Here is a 16,443-nt window from a genome sequence, read left to right as displayed (position 1 = left end):
CTGATGGGGTAGCAACACGGTATAATGTCGGCCTAAAGGATTCCAGCCTTACCCAGATTCGTGCCTTCATTACCTTTAACCCCGCAGCCTCGCTGCATCAACCACCTTCCAACCATGTTGATACTACCGGGTTCCAATGCCCTGTCCGTATTTCGCAGCCAACGCCTCCTGAGCCAATTGCAAGCTGTCGCCCCGGCGATTACGGCGGTCCAGGCGCGTTTTTATCACTTTATCGATACCAGCGCGGCGCTGTCGGCGGACGACACGTCGCGCCTGTCCGCGATGCTGACCTACGGCGAACCTGCCGCAGCAAGCCCGCGCGAGGGCGTGACCGAAGAATTCTTCGTCATCCCGCGCCTGGGCACCATCTCGCCCTGGGCATCGAAAGCGACTGACATCGCACACAACTGCGGCATGGCGCATGTGCACCGGATCGAGCGGGGAATCGCATTTTCGGTCAGCCTGAAAACGGGTCTGCTGGGCAGCAGCATTGGCGCGGCCAAGAAGCTCTCCGACGCGGAAACCGAAGCGGTAGCTGGCCTGCTGCACGACCGCATGACCGAAAGCGTGCTGCGCAACGCCGACCAGGCATCAAGCCTGTTCCGCGAACTCGAAGCGCGTCCGCTGGAATCGGTGGATGTGGTCAACGCCGGCAAGCACGCTTTGGAAAAAGCCAACACCGAACTTGGCCTGGCCCTGTCGGACGATGAAATCGACTACCTGTTCGACGCATTCACGAAGGCCGGGCGCAACCCGACCGACGTTGAACTGATGATGTTCGCGCAGGCGAACAGTGAGCATTGCCGCCACAAGATCTTCAACGCGGACTGGATCGTCGACGGCGTGGCGCAGGACAAGTCGCTGTTCCAGATGATCAAGAACACGCACCAGTTGCAGCCGAAAGGCACGATCGTCGCCTACAGCGACAACTCGTCGATCATGGAAGGCGCGACCGTGATGCGCTTCTATCCGCGCGGCGCCGGGCATGAGTACGCCCCGTCGACGGAACTGACGCACACCCTGATGAAGGTCGAGACGCACAATCACCCGACCGCGATTTCGCCATTTCCCGGCGCCTCCACCGGCGCCGGCGGCGAGATCCGCGACGAAGGCGCAACCGGGCGTGGCGCCAAGCCGAAGGCAGGCCTGACTGGTTTTACGGTCTCCAACCTGATGATCCCGGACGCCGTGCGTCCATGGGAAAACGCGGCCAATGTCAACCAGCCGGCCGGCCAGCGCGCTGTCGCCGCGGTCTACGGCAAGCCTGACCGCATCGCCTCGCCGCTGCAGATCATGATCGAAGGCCCGCTCGGCGGCGCCGCGTTCAGCAACGAGTTTGGGCGTCCGGTCCTGGGCGGCTACTTCCGCACCTACGAACAGAATGTCGGCGCCCTGAGCGCGGGCATGCCCGACGCGGTGTTCGGCTATCACAAGCCGATCATGATCGCCGGCGGGATCGGCAATATCTCCGGCCAGCACACGCACAAGAACGACATCCCGGTCGGCAGCCTGCTGATCCAGCTGGGCGGTCCGGGCATGCGCATCGGGATGGGCGGCAGCGCCGCGTCATCGATGGCGACCGGCACCAACACGGCCGACCTGGACTTCGATTCGGTCCAGCGCGGCAATCCGGAAATGGAACGGCGCGCGCAGGAAGTCATCAACGCGTGCTGGCAGATGGGCGCGGACAATCCGATCATCTCGATCCACGACGTGGGCGCGGGCGGCCTGTCGAACGCTTTCCCCGAGATCACCAACGATGCCAAGCGCGGCGCGATTTTCGACCTGCGCAAGGTGCCGCTTGAAGAAAGCGGCATGGCGCCGAAAGAGATCTGGTCCAACGAATCGCAGGAACGCTACGTGCTGGCGATTGCTCCTGAGAGCCTGGCGCTGTTCGCCGCCATGTGCGAGCGTGAGCGCTGCCTGTTCGCCGCCGTCGGCGTGGCCACCGAAGAACGCCAGCTCAAGCTGATCGATCCGGAACTGGGCAACTCGCCGGTCGACATGCCGATGGATGTCTTGCTCGGTAAACCCCCGAAGATGCTGCGCGATGTCGCGCACGTGCACAATGAATTTCCCGCCATCGACCTGACGGGCCTCGACCTGGCCGACGTCGCCAGGCGCGTGCTGCTGCTGCCCGCGGTGGCCGACAAATCGTTCCTGATCACCATCGGCGACCGCACGGTTGGCGGCACCACGGTGCGCGACCAGATGGTCGGCCCGTGGCAGGTGCCGGTGGCCGATTGCGCCGTTACCGCGATGAGCTTTGAAGGTTATCTGGGCGAAGCGATGGCGATGGGCGAGCGTACCCCGCTGGCGGTAATTAACGCCGCCGCGTCGGGCCGCATGGCCGTCGGTGAAGCGGTGACCAACATCGCTTGCGCGCCGATCCGCGATATCTCCGATATCAAGCTGTCGGCCAACTGGATGGCGGCCTGCGGCCAGCCGGGTCAGGATGCCGCGCTGTTCGATACCGTCAAGGCGGTCGGCATGGAGCTGTGCCCGGCCTTGGGCATCAGTATCCCGGTCGGCAAGGATTCGCTGTCGATGCGCACCACCTGGAAGGACGAGGGCGATGCGAAAGCAGTCGTCTCGCCCGTTTCGTTGATCGTGTCCTCGTTTGCGCCGGTGTACGACGTGCGCCGTTCGCTCACGCCGCAGATCAAGCTGGACGCCGGCGAGACCGCGCTGATCCTGATCGATCTGGGACGCGGCAAGAACCGCCTTGGCGCTTCGGCGCTGTCGCTGGTGACTCAGCAGCTCGGCAACGAGACGCCGGACGTCGACAGCGCGGACGACCTGAAAGCCTTCTTCGCGGCGATCCAGCAGTTGAACGCCGACGACAAGCTGCTCGCTTACCACGACCGTTCCGATGGCGGCCTGTTCGCCACCTTGTGCGAGATGGCGTTCGCGGGCCGCAGCGGCATGTCGGTCAACCTCGACATCCTCACGCTCGAAGCCGGCCATGGCGCCGACTGGGGCGATGCCAAGAACTGGGCGGGCCAGGTGGGCGAGCGCCGCAACGACCAGACGCTGCGTGCCTTGTTCAATGAAGAACTGGGCGCCGTGATCCAGGTGCGTGCGGACGAGAAGTCGCTCGTGATGAACGTGCTGCGCGAGCACAACCTGGGTGCGTGCAGCCATATCATTGGCAAGCCGAACGAGCGTGGCGTGATCGAATTCACGCGCGACGCCAAGGTGATCTACACCGAAGCGCGCAGCGCGCTGCACCGCGTGTGGAGCGACACGAGCTGGCGCATCGCGCGCCTGCGCGACAATCCCGCGTGCGCCGATGCCGAATACGATCGCCTGCTGGACGAAACCGATCCTGGCATCACGCCGAAGCTGACCTTCGACCCGAGCGAGAACATCGCCGCGCCGTTCGTGGCGACGGGCGTGCGTCCGCGCGTGGCGATCCTGCGCGAGCAGGGCGTGAACTCGCATATCGAGACGGCGTGGGTGATGCACCAGGCCGGATTTGCGGCGGTGGACGTGCACATGAGCGACCTGATTGCCGGCCGCGCCAAGCTGGACGACTTCCAGGGCATCATCGCCGTCGGCGGCTTCTCGTACGGCGACGTACTGGGCGCGGGCGAGGGCTGGGCCAAGACGATTCTGTTCAACGCCCAGCTGGCGGACCAGTTCGCGCGCTTCTTCAGCCGTGGCGACACGTTCGGACTGGGCGTGTGCAATGGTTGCCAGATGATGAGCAACCTGAAATCGATCATTCCGGGCGCGCATGCGTGGCCTAAGTTCACGCGCAATAAATCGGAGCAGTTCGAGGCGCGTTTTGCGATGGTCGAGGTGCTCGATTCGCCGTCGATCTTCTTCAGCGGCATGGCGGGCACGCAGGCGGCGATTGCGATCGCGCACGGCGAAGGCTTTGCCGACTTCTCGCAGACGGGCGATATCGAGGCGGTGGTCAAGGCCATGCGCTTTGTCGACAATCGCGGCGCGGCCACCGAGGCGTATCCGTTCAATCCGAACGGCTCGCCCGAGGGGCTGACGTCGGTGACGACGGCGGACGGGCGTTTTAGCGTGCTGATGCCGCATGCCGAGCGCGTGTTCCGTTCGGTGCAGCAGTCGTGGCACCCGGAATCGTGGGGCGAGGATTCGCCTTGGATGCGCATGTTCCGCAATGCCCGCAAGTGGGTCGGCTAAATTAGCCCGCGTCGTCCCCGCCGAGTGCCGTTTTGGCGCGGGGACGACGGCTCCGGAGTACGGGACATCCGTGCCGTTCCCGGTTTCTGTAAATTCAAATCCCAAAGCGCATCATGACCACTGAAGTCCAGATCATCACATCGGTAGCGCTGTCGGATGACGATTTGAACAGCGTCGTCGCTGAGTTATGTTCCGCCTTGGGCGTCGACCGGTCTGACTGGTGGACGCAGGTATGGGACGGCGTCTCCCAGCTATGGCTATACAGACAGACAGCCGAGGACACCTGTTACGAGCAGACCCAAACAGACACCTTCGCCATGATGCTCGGCGCTCCCGTTGCGCATTACCTCCAGATCGAGATGGGTTCCGGCGAGACGTCATATCCAAACATGAAGCTATTGGTGAAACTCATGAGCCAGCGCTGGTCGCTGGTGCTCGACGACGGCCACGGGCGGGTCTATGCGCCCGGCGAGATTGCCGGGTACGTCAGCGACGACCGTCTTTGAGTAGACCCGCCTGCGGCTGGGCAGGCTGGCATGGCGCGTTACAGCAGTGGCGCGATGAAGGCGAAAAATGGGCCGATCAGGTACAGGCAGACGGCGCCCGGATACACCCGCGCCGCCGATTTGCGCATACTGGCGCATCTGGCCGCCAGCGCTTGATCCGTCGGGCATGGCAGCGAGCGTGCCGGCCATTGCATCGCACCGGACAGCAACATCATCACGGTGGCAAATCCGAACACGACATCCTTGTGCTCCGCGACAGTACCGACGCCATTCGCGTCTGCTTCAAGCCGGCGCCGGCATCGATGGGGATCAGGAGAACGGATGGGGAGGGCATTGCGATCCGTCCATACCAGTATCCGGCAACGACGGTTCGCTCCGCGCCGAACCTTCCGCCGGACCTGCGCCGGTATAGTCACGTTTCCACCTGAGAAAGGACCACCATGGCCATCGCCTGTTTTATCCGTTACGAAATCGATCCCTTCCAGCGCGACGCGTTTCGCGAGTATGCCGACAACTGGGGCCGCATCATCCCGCGCTGCGGCGGCAAGCTGATCGGCTACTTCCTGCCGCTCGAAGGCACCAATTACGAAGCCTGGGGCCTGGTCGGCTTCGACAGCCTGGCCGCCTACGAGGCCTACCGCGCGCGCCTGCGCCTTGACCCCGAAAGCCGCGCCAACTTCGCCATGGCGCAGGAAAAGCGCTTCATCCTGCGCGAGGAGCGCACCTTTACCGAGGTGGTCGATAGCGCATTCCAGCGGGCCGCCCAATGATCGCCGTGATCTTCGAGGTAATCCCGCATGAAACCCAGCGCCAGGCCTACCTGGATGCGGCCGCGAGCCTGCGGCCTCAACTGGAACAGATGGATGGCTTCCTGTCGATCGAGCGCTTCCAGAGCCTGTCGGACGCCGGCAAGATCCTGTCGCTATCGTTCTGGCGCGATGAAGAGGCCGTGCGCGCCTGGCGCAACCACGGCTTGCACCGCGAGACGCAGGAGCAGGGACGCGCATTCATCTTCGCCGACTACCGCTTGCGCGTGGCCGCCGTGATGCGCGACTATGGCATGCACGAGCGGGCGCAAGCGCCGGCCGATTCGCGCATCCGGCACGACCAGCCGCCGCCGGCCTGAAGCGCCTGTGGCGCATTGCGCGCACGGGATGAGTTCGCCTCCCCCCGCCAGCAGCGCTGTCAGCTGACCTTGATGACCACCTTGCCCTTGGCCCTGCCGGCTTCCACGTAATCGAGGGCCGCATTCGTTTCGTCGAACGGGAAAATGCGGTCGATCACGGCACCGATCTGGCCGCCGTCGATCAGGCTGGCGATCTCGCCCAGCTGCTTGCCTTCGGCCCGCATGAAGAGGAAAGCGTAGCTGGCACCGCGTTGTCTGGCCTTCCTGCGCACGCCTGCACTGAGCAAGGTCATCACGGCGTTGTTGAATAAGTCGACGCGCATGATGGCCGTGTACAATCTGGCATCTTTTCCCGTCATGTAGCCACGTGCCGTACAAACACAGCGAAGATCGTCGCCACCAATTCAAGAAACCGCGCTATAAGGTGACGAACTGGCCTGATTACAACGCAGCGCTCAAGCAGCGGGTCGACTTCACGATGTGGTTTACCGAAGAGGCGATAGCGCAGTGGTGCCCGGCCAAGACCGGGGCGCGCGGCCGGCCGACGAAGTATTCCAATGTGGCGATCGAGACCGCGCTGTTCCTACGTCAGGTTTTTCATCTGGCACTGCGGCAGACCGAAGGCTTCATGAACTCGCTTGCCCGTGCCTTGAAGGTGGAGATCAGCATCCCTGATTTCAGCTGTATTTCCAAGAGAAGCATCGGTTTGCAAAGACATGTCTTGAGCAATGCGCTGGAGCCAGGCGCGGTTGTCATCGTGGACTCCACCGGGCTCAAAGTGTACGGAAGAGACGAATGGCGCCAGGAACAGCATGACGTTGCCGCGCGCCGCACGTGGCGTAAGCTGCATTTGGCGATCGACGAACATCATCAAATTCTTGCGTGCGAACTGACGACACCGGAAGTGGGCGACCCGACGGCCGTGCCAGATCTGCTCGGTCAGATCACGACACCGTTTGAAACGTTCATGGGCGATGGCGCCTACGACGGTGAACCGGTAGCGCAGGCAGTGCTGGAGAAGCAGCCCGATGCGCAAGTAGTCATACCACCGCACAAGGGCGCTGTCCTTTCCACCACCGGCCACACCTGGCGGGGCAAACATATTAAAACCATTGCTCAGGAAGGGCGGCTCATGTGGCAGCGGATAACGGGCTACAATTTCCGCAGCTATGTGGAACTGGCGATGCAGCGCTACAAGCGCATCTTTGGCAACACGATGAAAGCACGTGCTCTGGCTCGGCAGAAAACGGAGGCGTGGATCAGTGCGTCTGCCCTCAACAAGATGACCAGTTTCGGCATGCCGCTGTCCGTAGAAATCTGAAAGAAGCCGAAAACAGGTGCCCTTTTTGCCAAGCATCGATTAATTCGACAACGCCGGTTCGGACCGGCCAATGCCAGGACGTCGTGGGCGAGGCTACGGTAGGAGCTGTGGCAGATCATGGTCAAGCCCAGCGTCAGTTGGCGCAGCCATGTCTTGGTCACAGGCAGCGCGAACAGCACCTCGTCGTCCGGTGCCGCCGATGCGAACACTTCGTCCAACGCGACGCTGGCCTTGTCCGCCTGCTGGTAGACGAACTTGCGGCTGACGCCGTGCTGCGCGGCCAGGTCGCTGATCGTCGCCGTTCCCGCCAGCGCCAAAATGGCCATCTCCTTTCGGTCAACTTCGGGCAGTCTGGCTGCCGGACAAGCGGATGGATTCATAGGTGGCGATGGTTCAAATGATGGGGCAACAGTATCGCTCAACAGCGGATGCCAGATCCCGAAGTGTTACCCTCGTTTGAACCACGCCGCTCGAACCTGATGACGGCAGCGATGCACCGGAGAAGGGCAGGAGCAGTGCGGCAGATGCCCCGCCAGCGCGACTGCCATGTTGTTGCACATCCGGCGTTCCTGAACCACTCCCGATCCACATAAGCGAGACACCAGGCCATGATACGAGTTGCCACAAGCGCCCCAGGCGGCGCACAAAGGCACTGAGCATGCGTGCGGGTACGCCGGCGTGGTGCGCTGTAACTAAATTGCAAGTTTTTTGTAAAAATGTGATAATTGAAGAGATTTCAATCGTGAATTTGTGTCACGCTGACCTTTCTGCGCGGACTTTCCGCGAGGAGGCCTCCGTGACCGAAACAACTCGGAATCGCAAGTACCAATATGCCCTTGCAGCCCTGTTCCTGCTTGCCGCGGCGGGCGGACTGTCACATTGGCTGGCGCGGGAGCGGGCTGCGCCGCCCGTGCCTGTTACGCACAAGCTGATCATCGCATCGACCTCGGGCTATGTCGGCACCTGCCCGGTCACCGTGGCCTATCGCAACGGGTATTTCCAGCAAGAGGGCGTCGCGGCCCAGATCCAGGCCCACCAGAGCGGCAAGGCGGCGCTCGAGTCGGCGCTGGCCGGTACGGCGGACTTGGCAACGACGGCCGATATTCCCATCATGTTTGCCGGCATGAAAGACGTGCCGGTGTCCGTCATCGCGACCTTTTTCAAGACCGAACACGATCACGGCATTGTCGCGCGGCGCGACCGCGGCATCGCCACGCTGGCCGACCTGAAGGGCAAGAAGATCGGCGTCACGCTCGGCACGTCCGGACATTTCGCGCTTGATGGCTTTCTCAGCCGCCAGCATCTGGCGCGCGCCGACGTTACTGTCGTCAATCTGAATCCAGAGCAATTCGCCGCCGCGCTCGAGCGGGCCGAGGTCGATGCCATCGCGACCTGGGAACCCTTCCTCGATACCTTGCTCAGCGCGCTAGGTGCGAATGGCGCCGTCTTCTACGGCGAGGACATTTACGAGATTCCGTATAGCCTGGCCGGCAGCCGCGCTTACGTCGCGGCCAACCCGGACTTAATGCGGCGCGTGTTGCGCGCGATGGCCCGAGGCGTGCACGAGTGCCGGACCGAGCCCGAACGGGCACGCGCCGTCATGACCGCCTTCCTGCAGCTCGATACCAGCAAGTGGAAAGCCCAGTGGCCGCAGTTTCACTTCAAGCTGGCGCTCGACCAGGGCTTGATCCTGGCCCTCGAAGATGAATCGCGCTGGGCCGTCGCCAATGGCCTGGCTCCGGCCAGGGACACGCCCAATTTCCTCGACATTATGTATCTCGATGCCATGCTCAGCGTTGCGCCGACGGCAGTGACCATCATTCACTGAGGAGGCAAAATGAAAATTGCGACCCGCCTCAAGCTGATCGGCCTGTTCTCCGCCATCGTGGTCGCGATCGTCGGGGCCGTACTGTTTTCCACCACCCAACAGGTGCGCCAGGAATTGAACAAGAACCAGGCCGCCGACGAAGTCCTCAATGCAGTGACCGCCTTGCGCTATCTGTCGCTCGAATACGGCTTGCGCAGCGAGCAGCGCATTTTTGCGCAATGGCGTTTGCGCAGCGCGTCGCTGGGGGTGTTGCTCGACTCGGGCACGACCTTCAGCGGACCGGGCGATGATGCGAACATCGCCTCGCTGCGCGCCACGTTCGCCAGTGTCGGCAAGCTGTTTTCCTTGCAGGTGGCCACGCGCGCGTTGCCCGAGGATCCCGCCACGATCGAGCTCGCCTCGCGCCTGACCGGCCAGATCTCGTCCAAGACCCAGGCCATGATATCGGACGCCATGGGCTTGTCCGAACGCAGCCGCCAAGGTGTGCTGGCCGCGCAGCAGCGCGAGATCAGCGCCGTCATGGCCTTCGGCGCCATCGTGCTGTTCATGATACTGGCCAGTACCATGCTGACCTTTCGCAGCCTGGTCCGCCCGCTCGAGCGCTTGCGCGAAGGCACCCAGACGGTGGGTGCCGGCGATCTCGACTTCAAGCTTGACTGGCACAGCCGCGACGAATTGGGCGAACTGGCCAGCGCCTTCGATGGCATGACCGAGAAACTCAAGCAAAGCACGGTGTCGCGCATCGAATTGAGCGGGGCCAATATGGCCTTGCAAAGCGAGATCGTCGAGCGCGAGTTGGCCGAAAAGAAAGTGCACGCCCAGCTCGAACGGCTCAACCTCTTGCAACAGATCACCCGTTCCGTGGGCGAGCGCCAGGATATGCGCAGCATCTTCCAGGTGGTCATCCGCAGCCTGGAAGATCAGTTGCCGGTCGATTTTTGCTGCATCTGCCTGTACGAGCAGGGCCAAGCCGCGCTGCAGGTCAGTTGCGTGGGCTTGCGCAGCGCGGCGCTGGCCCAGGATTTCGCGATGAGCGAACACGCGCATATCCCGATCGACCAGAATGGCTTGTCGCGCTGCGTGCGCGGCAAACTGGTGTATGAACCGGACATTGGCGACGTGCATTTTCCCTTCCCGCGGCGGCTGGCGGCCGGCGGCTTGCGCTCGCTTGTGATGGCGCCGCTGCTGGTCGAATCGACCGTGTTCGGCGTGCTGGTGACGGCACGCTTTAGCCCCAACAGCTTCAGCAGCGGCGAATGCGAATTCCTGCGCCAGCTGAGCGAACACGTGGCCCTGGCCGCGAACCAGACCCAACTTTATGGCGCGCTCCAGCTCGCATATGAAGAAATGCGCCAGAGCCAGAAATCGGCGGTACAGCAAGAGCGCTTGCGCGCCCTCGGGCAGATGGCCAGCGGTATCGCGCACGACATCAACAACGCCATTTCACCGGTGGCCCTGTATACCGAGTCGCTGCTCGAGACCGAGGCCGGGCTGAGTACGAATGCCCGCTCTTGCCTGGAGATTATCAAGCGCGCCATCGACGATGTGGCGGCAACGGTGGCGCGCATGCGCGAATTCTATCGCCAGCGCGAATCCCAGGTGCAGTTGGTCCAGGTCGACGCGAATCGCCTGATGCAGCACGTGGCCGACCTGACCCGCGCACGCTGGAGCGACATGCCGCAACAGCGCGGCATCGTGATCCAGATGCGCTACGAGCTCGAGCCGGATCTGCCGCCCCTGATGGGTATCGAAAGCGAGATTCGCGAAGCGCTGACCAATCTGGTCTTCAATGCGGTCGACGCGATGCCGGAAGGAGGCACCTTGACCCTGCGCACGCGCAGCCTGGGCCCTGTGTCCGGGGCGCCGCCCCAGGTCCATGTCGAAGTCGGCGACAGCGGGGTCGGCATGGACGAGGACACCCGGCGCCGCTGCCTCGAACCGTTCTTCACCACCAAGGGCGAGCGCGGTACCGGCCTCGGCCTGGCAATGGTGTACGGCATGATCGAACGCCACGGCGCCCGCATCGAAATCGATTCGGCGAAGGGGCAGGGGAGCACGATGCGGCTTGCGTTCGACCTGCCGGCAGCGGGCGCCGGCGCGGCGCCGCCGGCCAGGGTCGCGCACAAGACGGCGCCGCTGCGCATCCTGACGGTCGATGACGATCCGCTGGTGCAAAAGGCGCTCCGCATGGTGCTCGAAAGCGACGGCCACACGGTGGTCGCGGCCGACGGCGGGCAGGCGGGCATAGACCTGTTCCATGCCGCCCAGCTGCGCGGCGAAACGTTCGCGCTCGTCATCACCGACCTGGGCATGCCCTATGTCGATGGACGCCGGGTCGCTTCCGCGATCAAGGCGATGTCGCCCGCCACGCCGGTGATCCTGCTGACCGGCTGGGGCCAGCGCATCGCCACCGAAGACGACTTGCCGGCCGATGTGAACCGGGTCCTGAGCAAGCCGCCCAAGCTGCTTGAACTGCGCGAGGCGCTGGCCGCCTGCGTACATGACAGGGAAAACGCGTAATGGATGCGAAACCTCCGATCCGGGTCCTGGTGGTCGACGATGAGGCGAACCATGTGCGCGCCTTGTGCGATACGCTGGGCATCCGGGGCTATGCCATGATGGGTTGCTGCAGTGCCGAGGAGGCCCTCGCCGTGCTGCGCCAGGCCCAGTTCGAGCTGCTGCTGGCCGACCTGATCATGCCCGGCACGGGCGGCATCGAACTGGTGCAGGCGGCGCGCGCGTTCGACCCCGACCTCGCCTGCATCATCATGACCGGGGAGGGTAGCATCGCCTCGGCGGTCCAGGCCATGCAGGTCGGCGCCCTCGACTACATCCTCAAGCCGTGCAAGCTGTCGGCTATCCTGCCGGTATTGGCGCGCGCGATCGCAACGCGCCAATTGCGCATCGATAACGCCGCACTCGAGCGGCAAGTGCGCGAGCACGCCGCCGTGCTCGCCGCCCTGAACGTGGACCTCGAGCAGGCGCGGCGCGAGGCGGAGCGCTCGAATGAAATGAAGTCGGTCTTCCTGGCCACCATGAGTCATGAATTGCGCACCCCGCTCAACGCCATCCTCGGTTTCGCCCAAATCCTCAATTCGGAAACCCTGCCGTCCACGCCGGCCCAGAAAAAACAGTTCGTCGGCCATATCCTGCAGGCTGGCAAGCACTTGCTGGTCTTGATTAACGAGGTACTCGACCTTGCCAGGGTCGAATCAGGCACGCTGACCGTCTCGATCGAGCCGGTCGCGCTGGCCCCGGTGCTTACCGAATGTGCGGCTCTGGTCGCGCCGCTGGCCGACCGGGGCCAGATCGCGCTCGGTTTTCCGACGATAGCCGGGGTTCACGTCCTGTGCGACCGCATCCGCCTGAAACAGGTCATGATCAATATCTTGTCGAATGCAATCAAGTACAACCGCGAACACGGATCGGTCACGGTCAACTGCGAACTGGCCGACGAGGGCAAGGTCAGGATCGGTGTGCGCGATACCGGCGCCGGTCTGGACGCCACGCAACTGGCGCATCTGTTCGAGCCCTTCAACCGGCTTGGACGTGATGCCGGGGTGGAAGAAGGCACAGGCATCGGACTGGCGTTGACGCGCCACCTGGTCGAGCTGATGGGCGGGGTCATCAGCGTCGAGAGCAGGGCCGATGTCGGCAGTACGTTTTGGGTCACGTTGCCGCTTTCCAAGCAAATCGCGCTGCCGGTCGCGCCGGCGGACGGCGGCGCCGCGAACGGAACGGGCCGGACACGGGCATCGCGCACAATCAGCACATTGCTGTACATCGAGGACAATCCCGGCAATCTGCGCCTGGTCGAGGAAATCGTGCTGCCGCGCGCCGACCTTCGATTGCTGTCGGCGCCGGACGGACACACCGGCATCGCGCTGGCGCGCCAGCACTTGCCGCATGTGATCCTGGTCGACATCAATCTGCCCGGAATCGATGGTTATGAAATCCGGCGCCTGTTGCGGGCCGATCCGCGCACCGCCCGCATTCCTGTCATCGCGGTGTCGGCCAGCGCCATGCCGAGCGATGTTGCGCGCGGCAAGGAGGCGGGTTTTTACTGCTATCTCACCAAACCTATCGATATCGACATCTTTTCGGGCGCCATCGATCGCGCCCTGGTCGAACATGCCCGGAACGCCGATACAACGACGAAATGATCTACCCTTAGGCGATCTTTTATCTATCGCCGACCGCTGATTGGGGTTCTGTCGCGTTAGCGGTCAAAGTGCGTAATTTTTCCGGAATGGCAGGGCCCTATTCAAACTGGACGGACCTGTCCTGCCAGCGCATAAAATTGGTCTGCGAACGACATCCTATTGGCGCCATCGATCGCAAACTGGTCCTTGCTTCGCCATGGCGCAGGAAAAGCGCTTCATCCTGCGCGAGGAGCGCACCTTTACCGAGGTGGTCGATAGCGCATTCCAGCGGGCCGCCCAATGATCGCCGTGATCTTCGAGGTAATCCCGCATGAAACCCAGCGCCAGGCCTACCTGGACACGGACGCTCGCTTGCGGCCTCAACTGGAACAGATGGATGGCTTCCTGTCGATCGAACGTTTCCAGAGCCTGTCGGACGCCGGCAAGATCCTGTCGCTATCCTTCTGGCGCGATGAAGAGGCCGTGCGCGCCTGGCGCAATCACGGCTTGCACCGCGAGACGCAGGAGCAGGGGCGCGCATTCATCTTCGCCGACTACCGCTTGCGCGTGGCGGCCGTGATGCGCGACTATGGCATGCATGAGCGGGCGCAAGCGCCGGCCGATTCTCGCATCCGGCACGACCAGCCGCCGCCGGCCTGAAGCGCCTGTGGCGCATTGCGCGCACGGGATGAGTTCGCCTCCCCCCGCCAGCAGCGCTGTCAGCTGACCTTGATGACCACCTTGCCCTTGGCCCTGCCCGCTGCAACGTAATCGAGGGCCGCATTCGTTGCGTCGAACGGAAAAATGCGGTCGATCACGGCGCCGATCTTGCCGCTGTCGATCAGGCTGGCGATCTCGCCCAGCTGCTTGCCTTCGGCCCGCATGATGAGGAAAGCGTAGCTGACACCGCGTTGTCTGGCTTTCCTGCGCACGCCCGCACTGAGCAAGGTCACCACCAGCCTCACAAACCACGGTAGCCCCAGTTGCGTGGCAAGATCCGGGTCCGGCGGTCCGGAGATGGAAATGAGCTTTCCGCCCGGTTTGAGCACGTGCAGCGACTTTTCCAGCGTGGCCGCATCCTGGCTGTTGAGCACAACGTCATAGTCGCGCAAGATGTCCTCGAAATCATCCTTCTTGTAGTCGATGACGATATCGGCCCCGAGCCGCTTGACCATCTCGATATGCGCGCCGCTGGCGGTGGTGGCCACCGTGGCCCCCAGATGCTTGGCCAGCTGGATCGCCGGAACCGGCCTGGATGAACACTTTCTGTCCCTTTTTCAGGCCGCCCTTCTCGACCAGCGCCTGCCAGGCCGTCAGCCCGACCAGCGGGATCGAGGCCGCTTCTTCCATCGATAGCGTGGCGGGCTTGAGCGCGACGTCGCTTTCGTTCATCGCAATGTATTCGGCGAAGCTGCCGATGCGGTCCTTGTCGGGCCGCGCGTAGACTTCGTCGCCCAGCTTGAAGCGGCCCACCCGCGCACCGACCTTGACCACCACCCCGGCGACATCGTTGCCCATGACCAGCGGCAGGCGATAGGGCAGGACCAGCTTGAATTCACCGGTCTTGATCTTGGCGTCCAGCACGTTGACGGCAGTCGCGTGGATCTGCACCAGCACATCGTCGTCGCGCACGACCGGCTCGGCCACCTCGGCCTTGCGCAGCGCGCCCTTCTTTGCATATTCTTCCAGGATGAATGCTTGCATGTCGCGTCATATCGGTTGTGTTATCAGGCGGCTTCGAGGCGCAGGTCTTTGCGGATGCCGGCGTCGACCATGCTGGCGGGAGCGAATCTGCGCAGCAAGCGCAAGCGGCCGGCAAGGGTGCCCGCAGCGTAGCGCAGTGTCGGATGCGCCGCCGTGGCCGCCTGCAAGACGGTCTCCGCAACAACGTCCGGCCCCTGTGCCGTGAGCAGCACTTCTTTCACCCGGGCATTCACGGCGGCGCGCAGCGTCGCATACAGGGCAAGCGGCAGATCGGGCTCAAGCGAGTTGGTGTCGAACGAGGTCTTGATATAGCCCGGCTCGATGACCGACACGCGGATGCCGAGGGTGCGCAATTCATGGTCGAGCGATTCCGAATAACCGGCGACGGCATGCTTGGTAGCCGCATACAGGGCCATGTAGGGCATCGGCAGGAAACCGAGCACCGAGCCGATATTCAGGATGCGGCCGTTGCCTTGCTTGCGCATGTGGGGCAATACGGCGCGCGTCATGCGCACCAGGCCGAAGAAGTTGGTGTCGAAGATGGCGCCCGCCTGCGCCATCGAGCTTTCCTCTGCGGCGGCCGGGGCCACGCCGAAGCCGGCGTTGTTGACCAGCAGGTCGATGCGGCCATGGCGGCGTAGCACGTCGGCAATCGCGGCCTCGACCGAGTCGTCGCTGGTCACGTCCAGGGCCAGCATCTCGACCGACTCCTTGCGCGCGGCGCGGTGCCGCGGGTGGTGCCGTAGACGGTGTAGCCGGCTTGCGCCAGGCGCGCGGCGCTGGCTTCGCCGATGCCGGAGGAAGCCCCCGTTACCAATGCAATTTTGCTGTTCATACTGTTATTCCGATCTTCATGGCATTACTCAGTTGTGGGGGGTACGGCATTCAGTCAACATATGATAACCATCATATTCAAGGCGCAAAAAAGGCGCGAGAACACGCGCTGCTCACTCGCCGTCGGGTGCCAGTGTTTGTTTGCCGATCTGCAGGAAACTCGCGGCCAGCTGGGGATCGTCGACCGCGCGCGCCAAGGTCAGGCTGCCGATCATGGTGGCAAGCGCCATCAGGGCTTGCTCATGCCCGCCAGGCTGACCCCAGGCGGGCGACTGGCGCGCGATGACATCGATCATCTCCTTGATATGCCGGGTGGCGGCGCGGCGCACTTCCGGTGCCTGGCGCGGCATTTCCGAGCATAGGGCGGCGACCGGGCAACCTTGCTCGATGGCCGCGAGGTGTTGCGGCGACAGGTAGGCCTCGGCCAGCGCCCGGATGCCTTGGCCGGCGGGCGCGGCGGCGGCGATGCGGGCCGACAGGGCGACCGCGTCCGCGCCGGCACGGTCCGCCGCTTCGGCCAGCAGCGCATCGCGCGAGTCGAAGTGGGCATAGAAGCCGCCATGGGTCAGGCCGGCCTCTTTCATGATGTCGGCCACGCCGGTGCCGGCATAACCGCTGCGTCGGATTGCCCGGGAGGCAACCTCGACGATGCGTTCATGGGTCGCTTCCTTGCGGCTGGAAGCGCGGCGTGGTGGTGTTGGTGTTTGCATGACGATCATCATATACCAATTTCTGGCGGCGTGCTTGCCTATCGCGCAGATCGGAAAATGGAGCGCGGCAGGGCGCGCGTGGGGCGGCAATCATTGCACGCGCTTCATCCC

The 16,443-nt window shown here is 63.5% G+C and carries 11 protein-coding genes and 3 pseudogenes; 9 read left to right on the top strand and 5 right to left on the bottom strand.

The genetic code is table 11. From position 1 onward, the window contains the following. Positions 1–114 precede the first annotated feature (114 nt). Entirely contained in the window at positions 115–4,161 is a 4,047-nt protein-coding gene (purL, locus tag F2P44_RS13110; RefSeq protein ID WP_167087144.1) for a phosphoribosylformylglycinamidine synthase, read from the top strand. A gap of 113 nt (positions 4,162–4,274) precedes the next feature. Further along, positions 4,275–4,667: a hypothetical protein gene (locus F2P44_RS13105; RefSeq protein ID WP_167087143.1), complete on the top strand. Its 393-nt coding sequence runs from the start codon at positions 4,275–4,277 to the stop codon at positions 4,665–4,667. 38 nt (positions 4,668–4,705) lie between these two features. On the opposite strand, the gene F2P44_RS13100 is transcribed toward F2P44_RS13105, so the two are convergent. Then, positions 4,706–4,903, bottom strand: a complete 198-nt coding sequence (locus F2P44_RS13100) for a hypothetical protein (RefSeq protein WP_167087142.1) — start codon at positions 4,901–4,903, stop codon at positions 4,706–4,708. Between the two features lie 204 nt (positions 4,904–5,107). On the opposite strand from F2P44_RS13100, the gene F2P44_RS13095 reads away from it, so the two are divergent. Together F2P44_RS13095 and F2P44_RS13090 are read left to right on the top strand one after the other, a co-directional pair. Continuing rightward, complete coding sequence (locus F2P44_RS13095; RefSeq protein WP_167087141.1) at positions 5,108–5,437, top strand: NIPSNAP family protein; 330 nt, start codon at positions 5,108–5,110, stop codon at positions 5,435–5,437. Further along, on the top strand, positions 5,434–5,793 hold the full coding sequence (locus F2P44_RS13090; protein WP_167087140.1) for an antibiotic biosynthesis monooxygenase family protein: 360 nt from the start codon (positions 5,434–5,436) through the stop codon (positions 5,791–5,793). Before F2P44_RS13095 ends, F2P44_RS13090 begins: the two co-directional genes overlap by 4 nt. Positions 5,794–5,852: 59 nt before the next feature. Here the strand turns inward: F2P44_RS13090 and F2P44_RS13085 are convergent. Beyond that, positions 5,853–6,089 (bottom strand): annotated as a pseudogene (locus F2P44_RS13085) (zinc-binding dehydrogenase); the annotation flags it as partial. Positions 6,090–6,160: 71 nt separating this feature from the next. On the opposite strand from F2P44_RS13085, the gene F2P44_RS13080 reads away from it, so the two are divergent. From F2P44_RS13080 to F2P44_RS13055, 5 genes are all read left to right on the top strand, one after another. Further along, positions 6,161–7,114 (top strand): IS5 family transposase, encoded by a 954-nt coding sequence (locus tag F2P44_RS13080; protein WP_167087138.1) that lies wholly within the window; start codon positions 6,161–6,163, stop codon positions 7,112–7,114. A 658-nt stretch (positions 7,115–7,772) separates the two neighbouring features. Beyond that, the gene (locus tag F2P44_RS13075) at positions 7,773–8,942 is read left to right on the top strand and encodes an ABC transporter substrate-binding protein (protein ID WP_167087137.1); all 1,170 of its coding nucleotides are present in this window, start codon (positions 7,773–7,775) and stop codon (positions 8,940–8,942) included. A 9-nt stretch (positions 8,943–8,951) separates the two neighbouring features. After that, on the top strand, positions 8,952–11,462 hold the full coding sequence (locus tag F2P44_RS13070) for an ATP-binding protein (protein WP_167087136.1): 2,511 nt from the start codon (positions 8,952–8,954) through the stop codon (positions 11,460–11,462). Next, positions 11,462–13,105: an ATP-binding response regulator gene (locus F2P44_RS13065; RefSeq protein WP_167087135.1), complete on the top strand. Its 1,644-nt coding sequence runs from the start codon at positions 11,462–11,464 to the stop codon at positions 13,103–13,105. Before F2P44_RS13070 ends, F2P44_RS13065 begins: the two co-directional genes overlap by 1 nt. Before the next feature lie 279 nt (positions 13,106–13,384). Next, positions 13,385–13,744: an antibiotic biosynthesis monooxygenase family protein gene (locus F2P44_RS13055; protein WP_167087134.1), complete on the top strand. Its 360-nt coding sequence runs from the start codon at positions 13,385–13,387 to the stop codon at positions 13,742–13,744. 59 nt (positions 13,745–13,803) lie between these two features. Here the strand turns inward: F2P44_RS13055 and F2P44_RS13050 are convergent. From F2P44_RS13050 to F2P44_RS13040, 3 genes and pseudogenes are all read right to left on the bottom strand, one after another. Beyond that, positions 13,804–14,788: pseudogene (locus F2P44_RS13050) on the bottom strand (NADP-dependent oxidoreductase). Positions 14,789–14,811: 23 nt separating this feature from the next. Continuing rightward, positions 14,812–15,623, bottom strand: a pseudogene (locus F2P44_RS13045) (oxidoreductase). Between the two features lie 112 nt (positions 15,624–15,735). Next, positions 15,736–16,344, bottom strand: a complete 609-nt coding sequence (locus F2P44_RS13040; protein ID WP_167087133.1) for a TetR/AcrR family transcriptional regulator — start codon at positions 16,342–16,344, stop codon at positions 15,736–15,738. Positions 16,345–16,443: the final 99 nt, after the last annotated feature.

Source organism: Massilia frigida (genome assembly GCF_011682175.1).
Taxonomy (GTDB): domain Bacteria; phylum Pseudomonadota; class Gammaproteobacteria; order Burkholderiales; family Burkholderiaceae_D; genus Telluria_A; species Telluria_A frigida.
Note: the sequence above shows the minus strand (reverse complement) of the source record. Positions and strands in the feature narration are given on the sequence as shown.

Excerpts from the sequence above, each read along its gene's own strand:
- F2P44_RS13095 (WP_167087141.1), top strand. The coding sequence starts at position 5,108 with ATGGCCATCGCCTGTTTTATCCGTTACGAAATCGATCCCTTCCAGCGC.
- F2P44_RS13055 (WP_167087134.1), top strand. The coding sequence starts at position 13,385 with ATGATCGCCGTGATCTTCGAGGTAATCCCGCATGAAACCCAGCGCCAG.
- F2P44_RS13105 (WP_167087143.1), top strand. The coding sequence starts at position 4,275 with ATGACCACTGAAGTCCAGATCATCACATCGGTAGCGCTGTCGGATGAC.
- F2P44_RS13065 (WP_167087135.1), top strand. The coding sequence starts at position 11,462 with ATGGATGCGAAACCTCCGATCCGGGTCCTGGTGGTCGACGATGAGGCG.
- F2P44_RS13090 (WP_167087140.1), top strand. The coding sequence starts at position 5,434 with ATGATCGCCGTGATCTTCGAGGTAATCCCGCATGAAACCCAGCGCCAG.
- F2P44_RS13070 (WP_167087136.1), top strand. The coding sequence starts at position 8,952 with ATGAAAATTGCGACCCGCCTCAAGCTGATCGGCCTGTTCTCCGCCATC.
- purL (WP_167087144.1), top strand. The coding sequence starts at position 115 with ATGTTGATACTACCGGGTTCCAATGCCCTGTCCGTATTTCGCAGCCAA.
- F2P44_RS13075 (WP_167087137.1), top strand. The coding sequence starts at position 7,773 with ATGCGTGCGGGTACGCCGGCGTGGTGCGCTGTAACTAAATTGCAAGTT.
- F2P44_RS13040 (WP_167087133.1), bottom strand. The coding sequence starts at position 16,344 with ATGATGATCGTCATGCAAACACCAACACCACCACGCCGCGCTTCCAGC.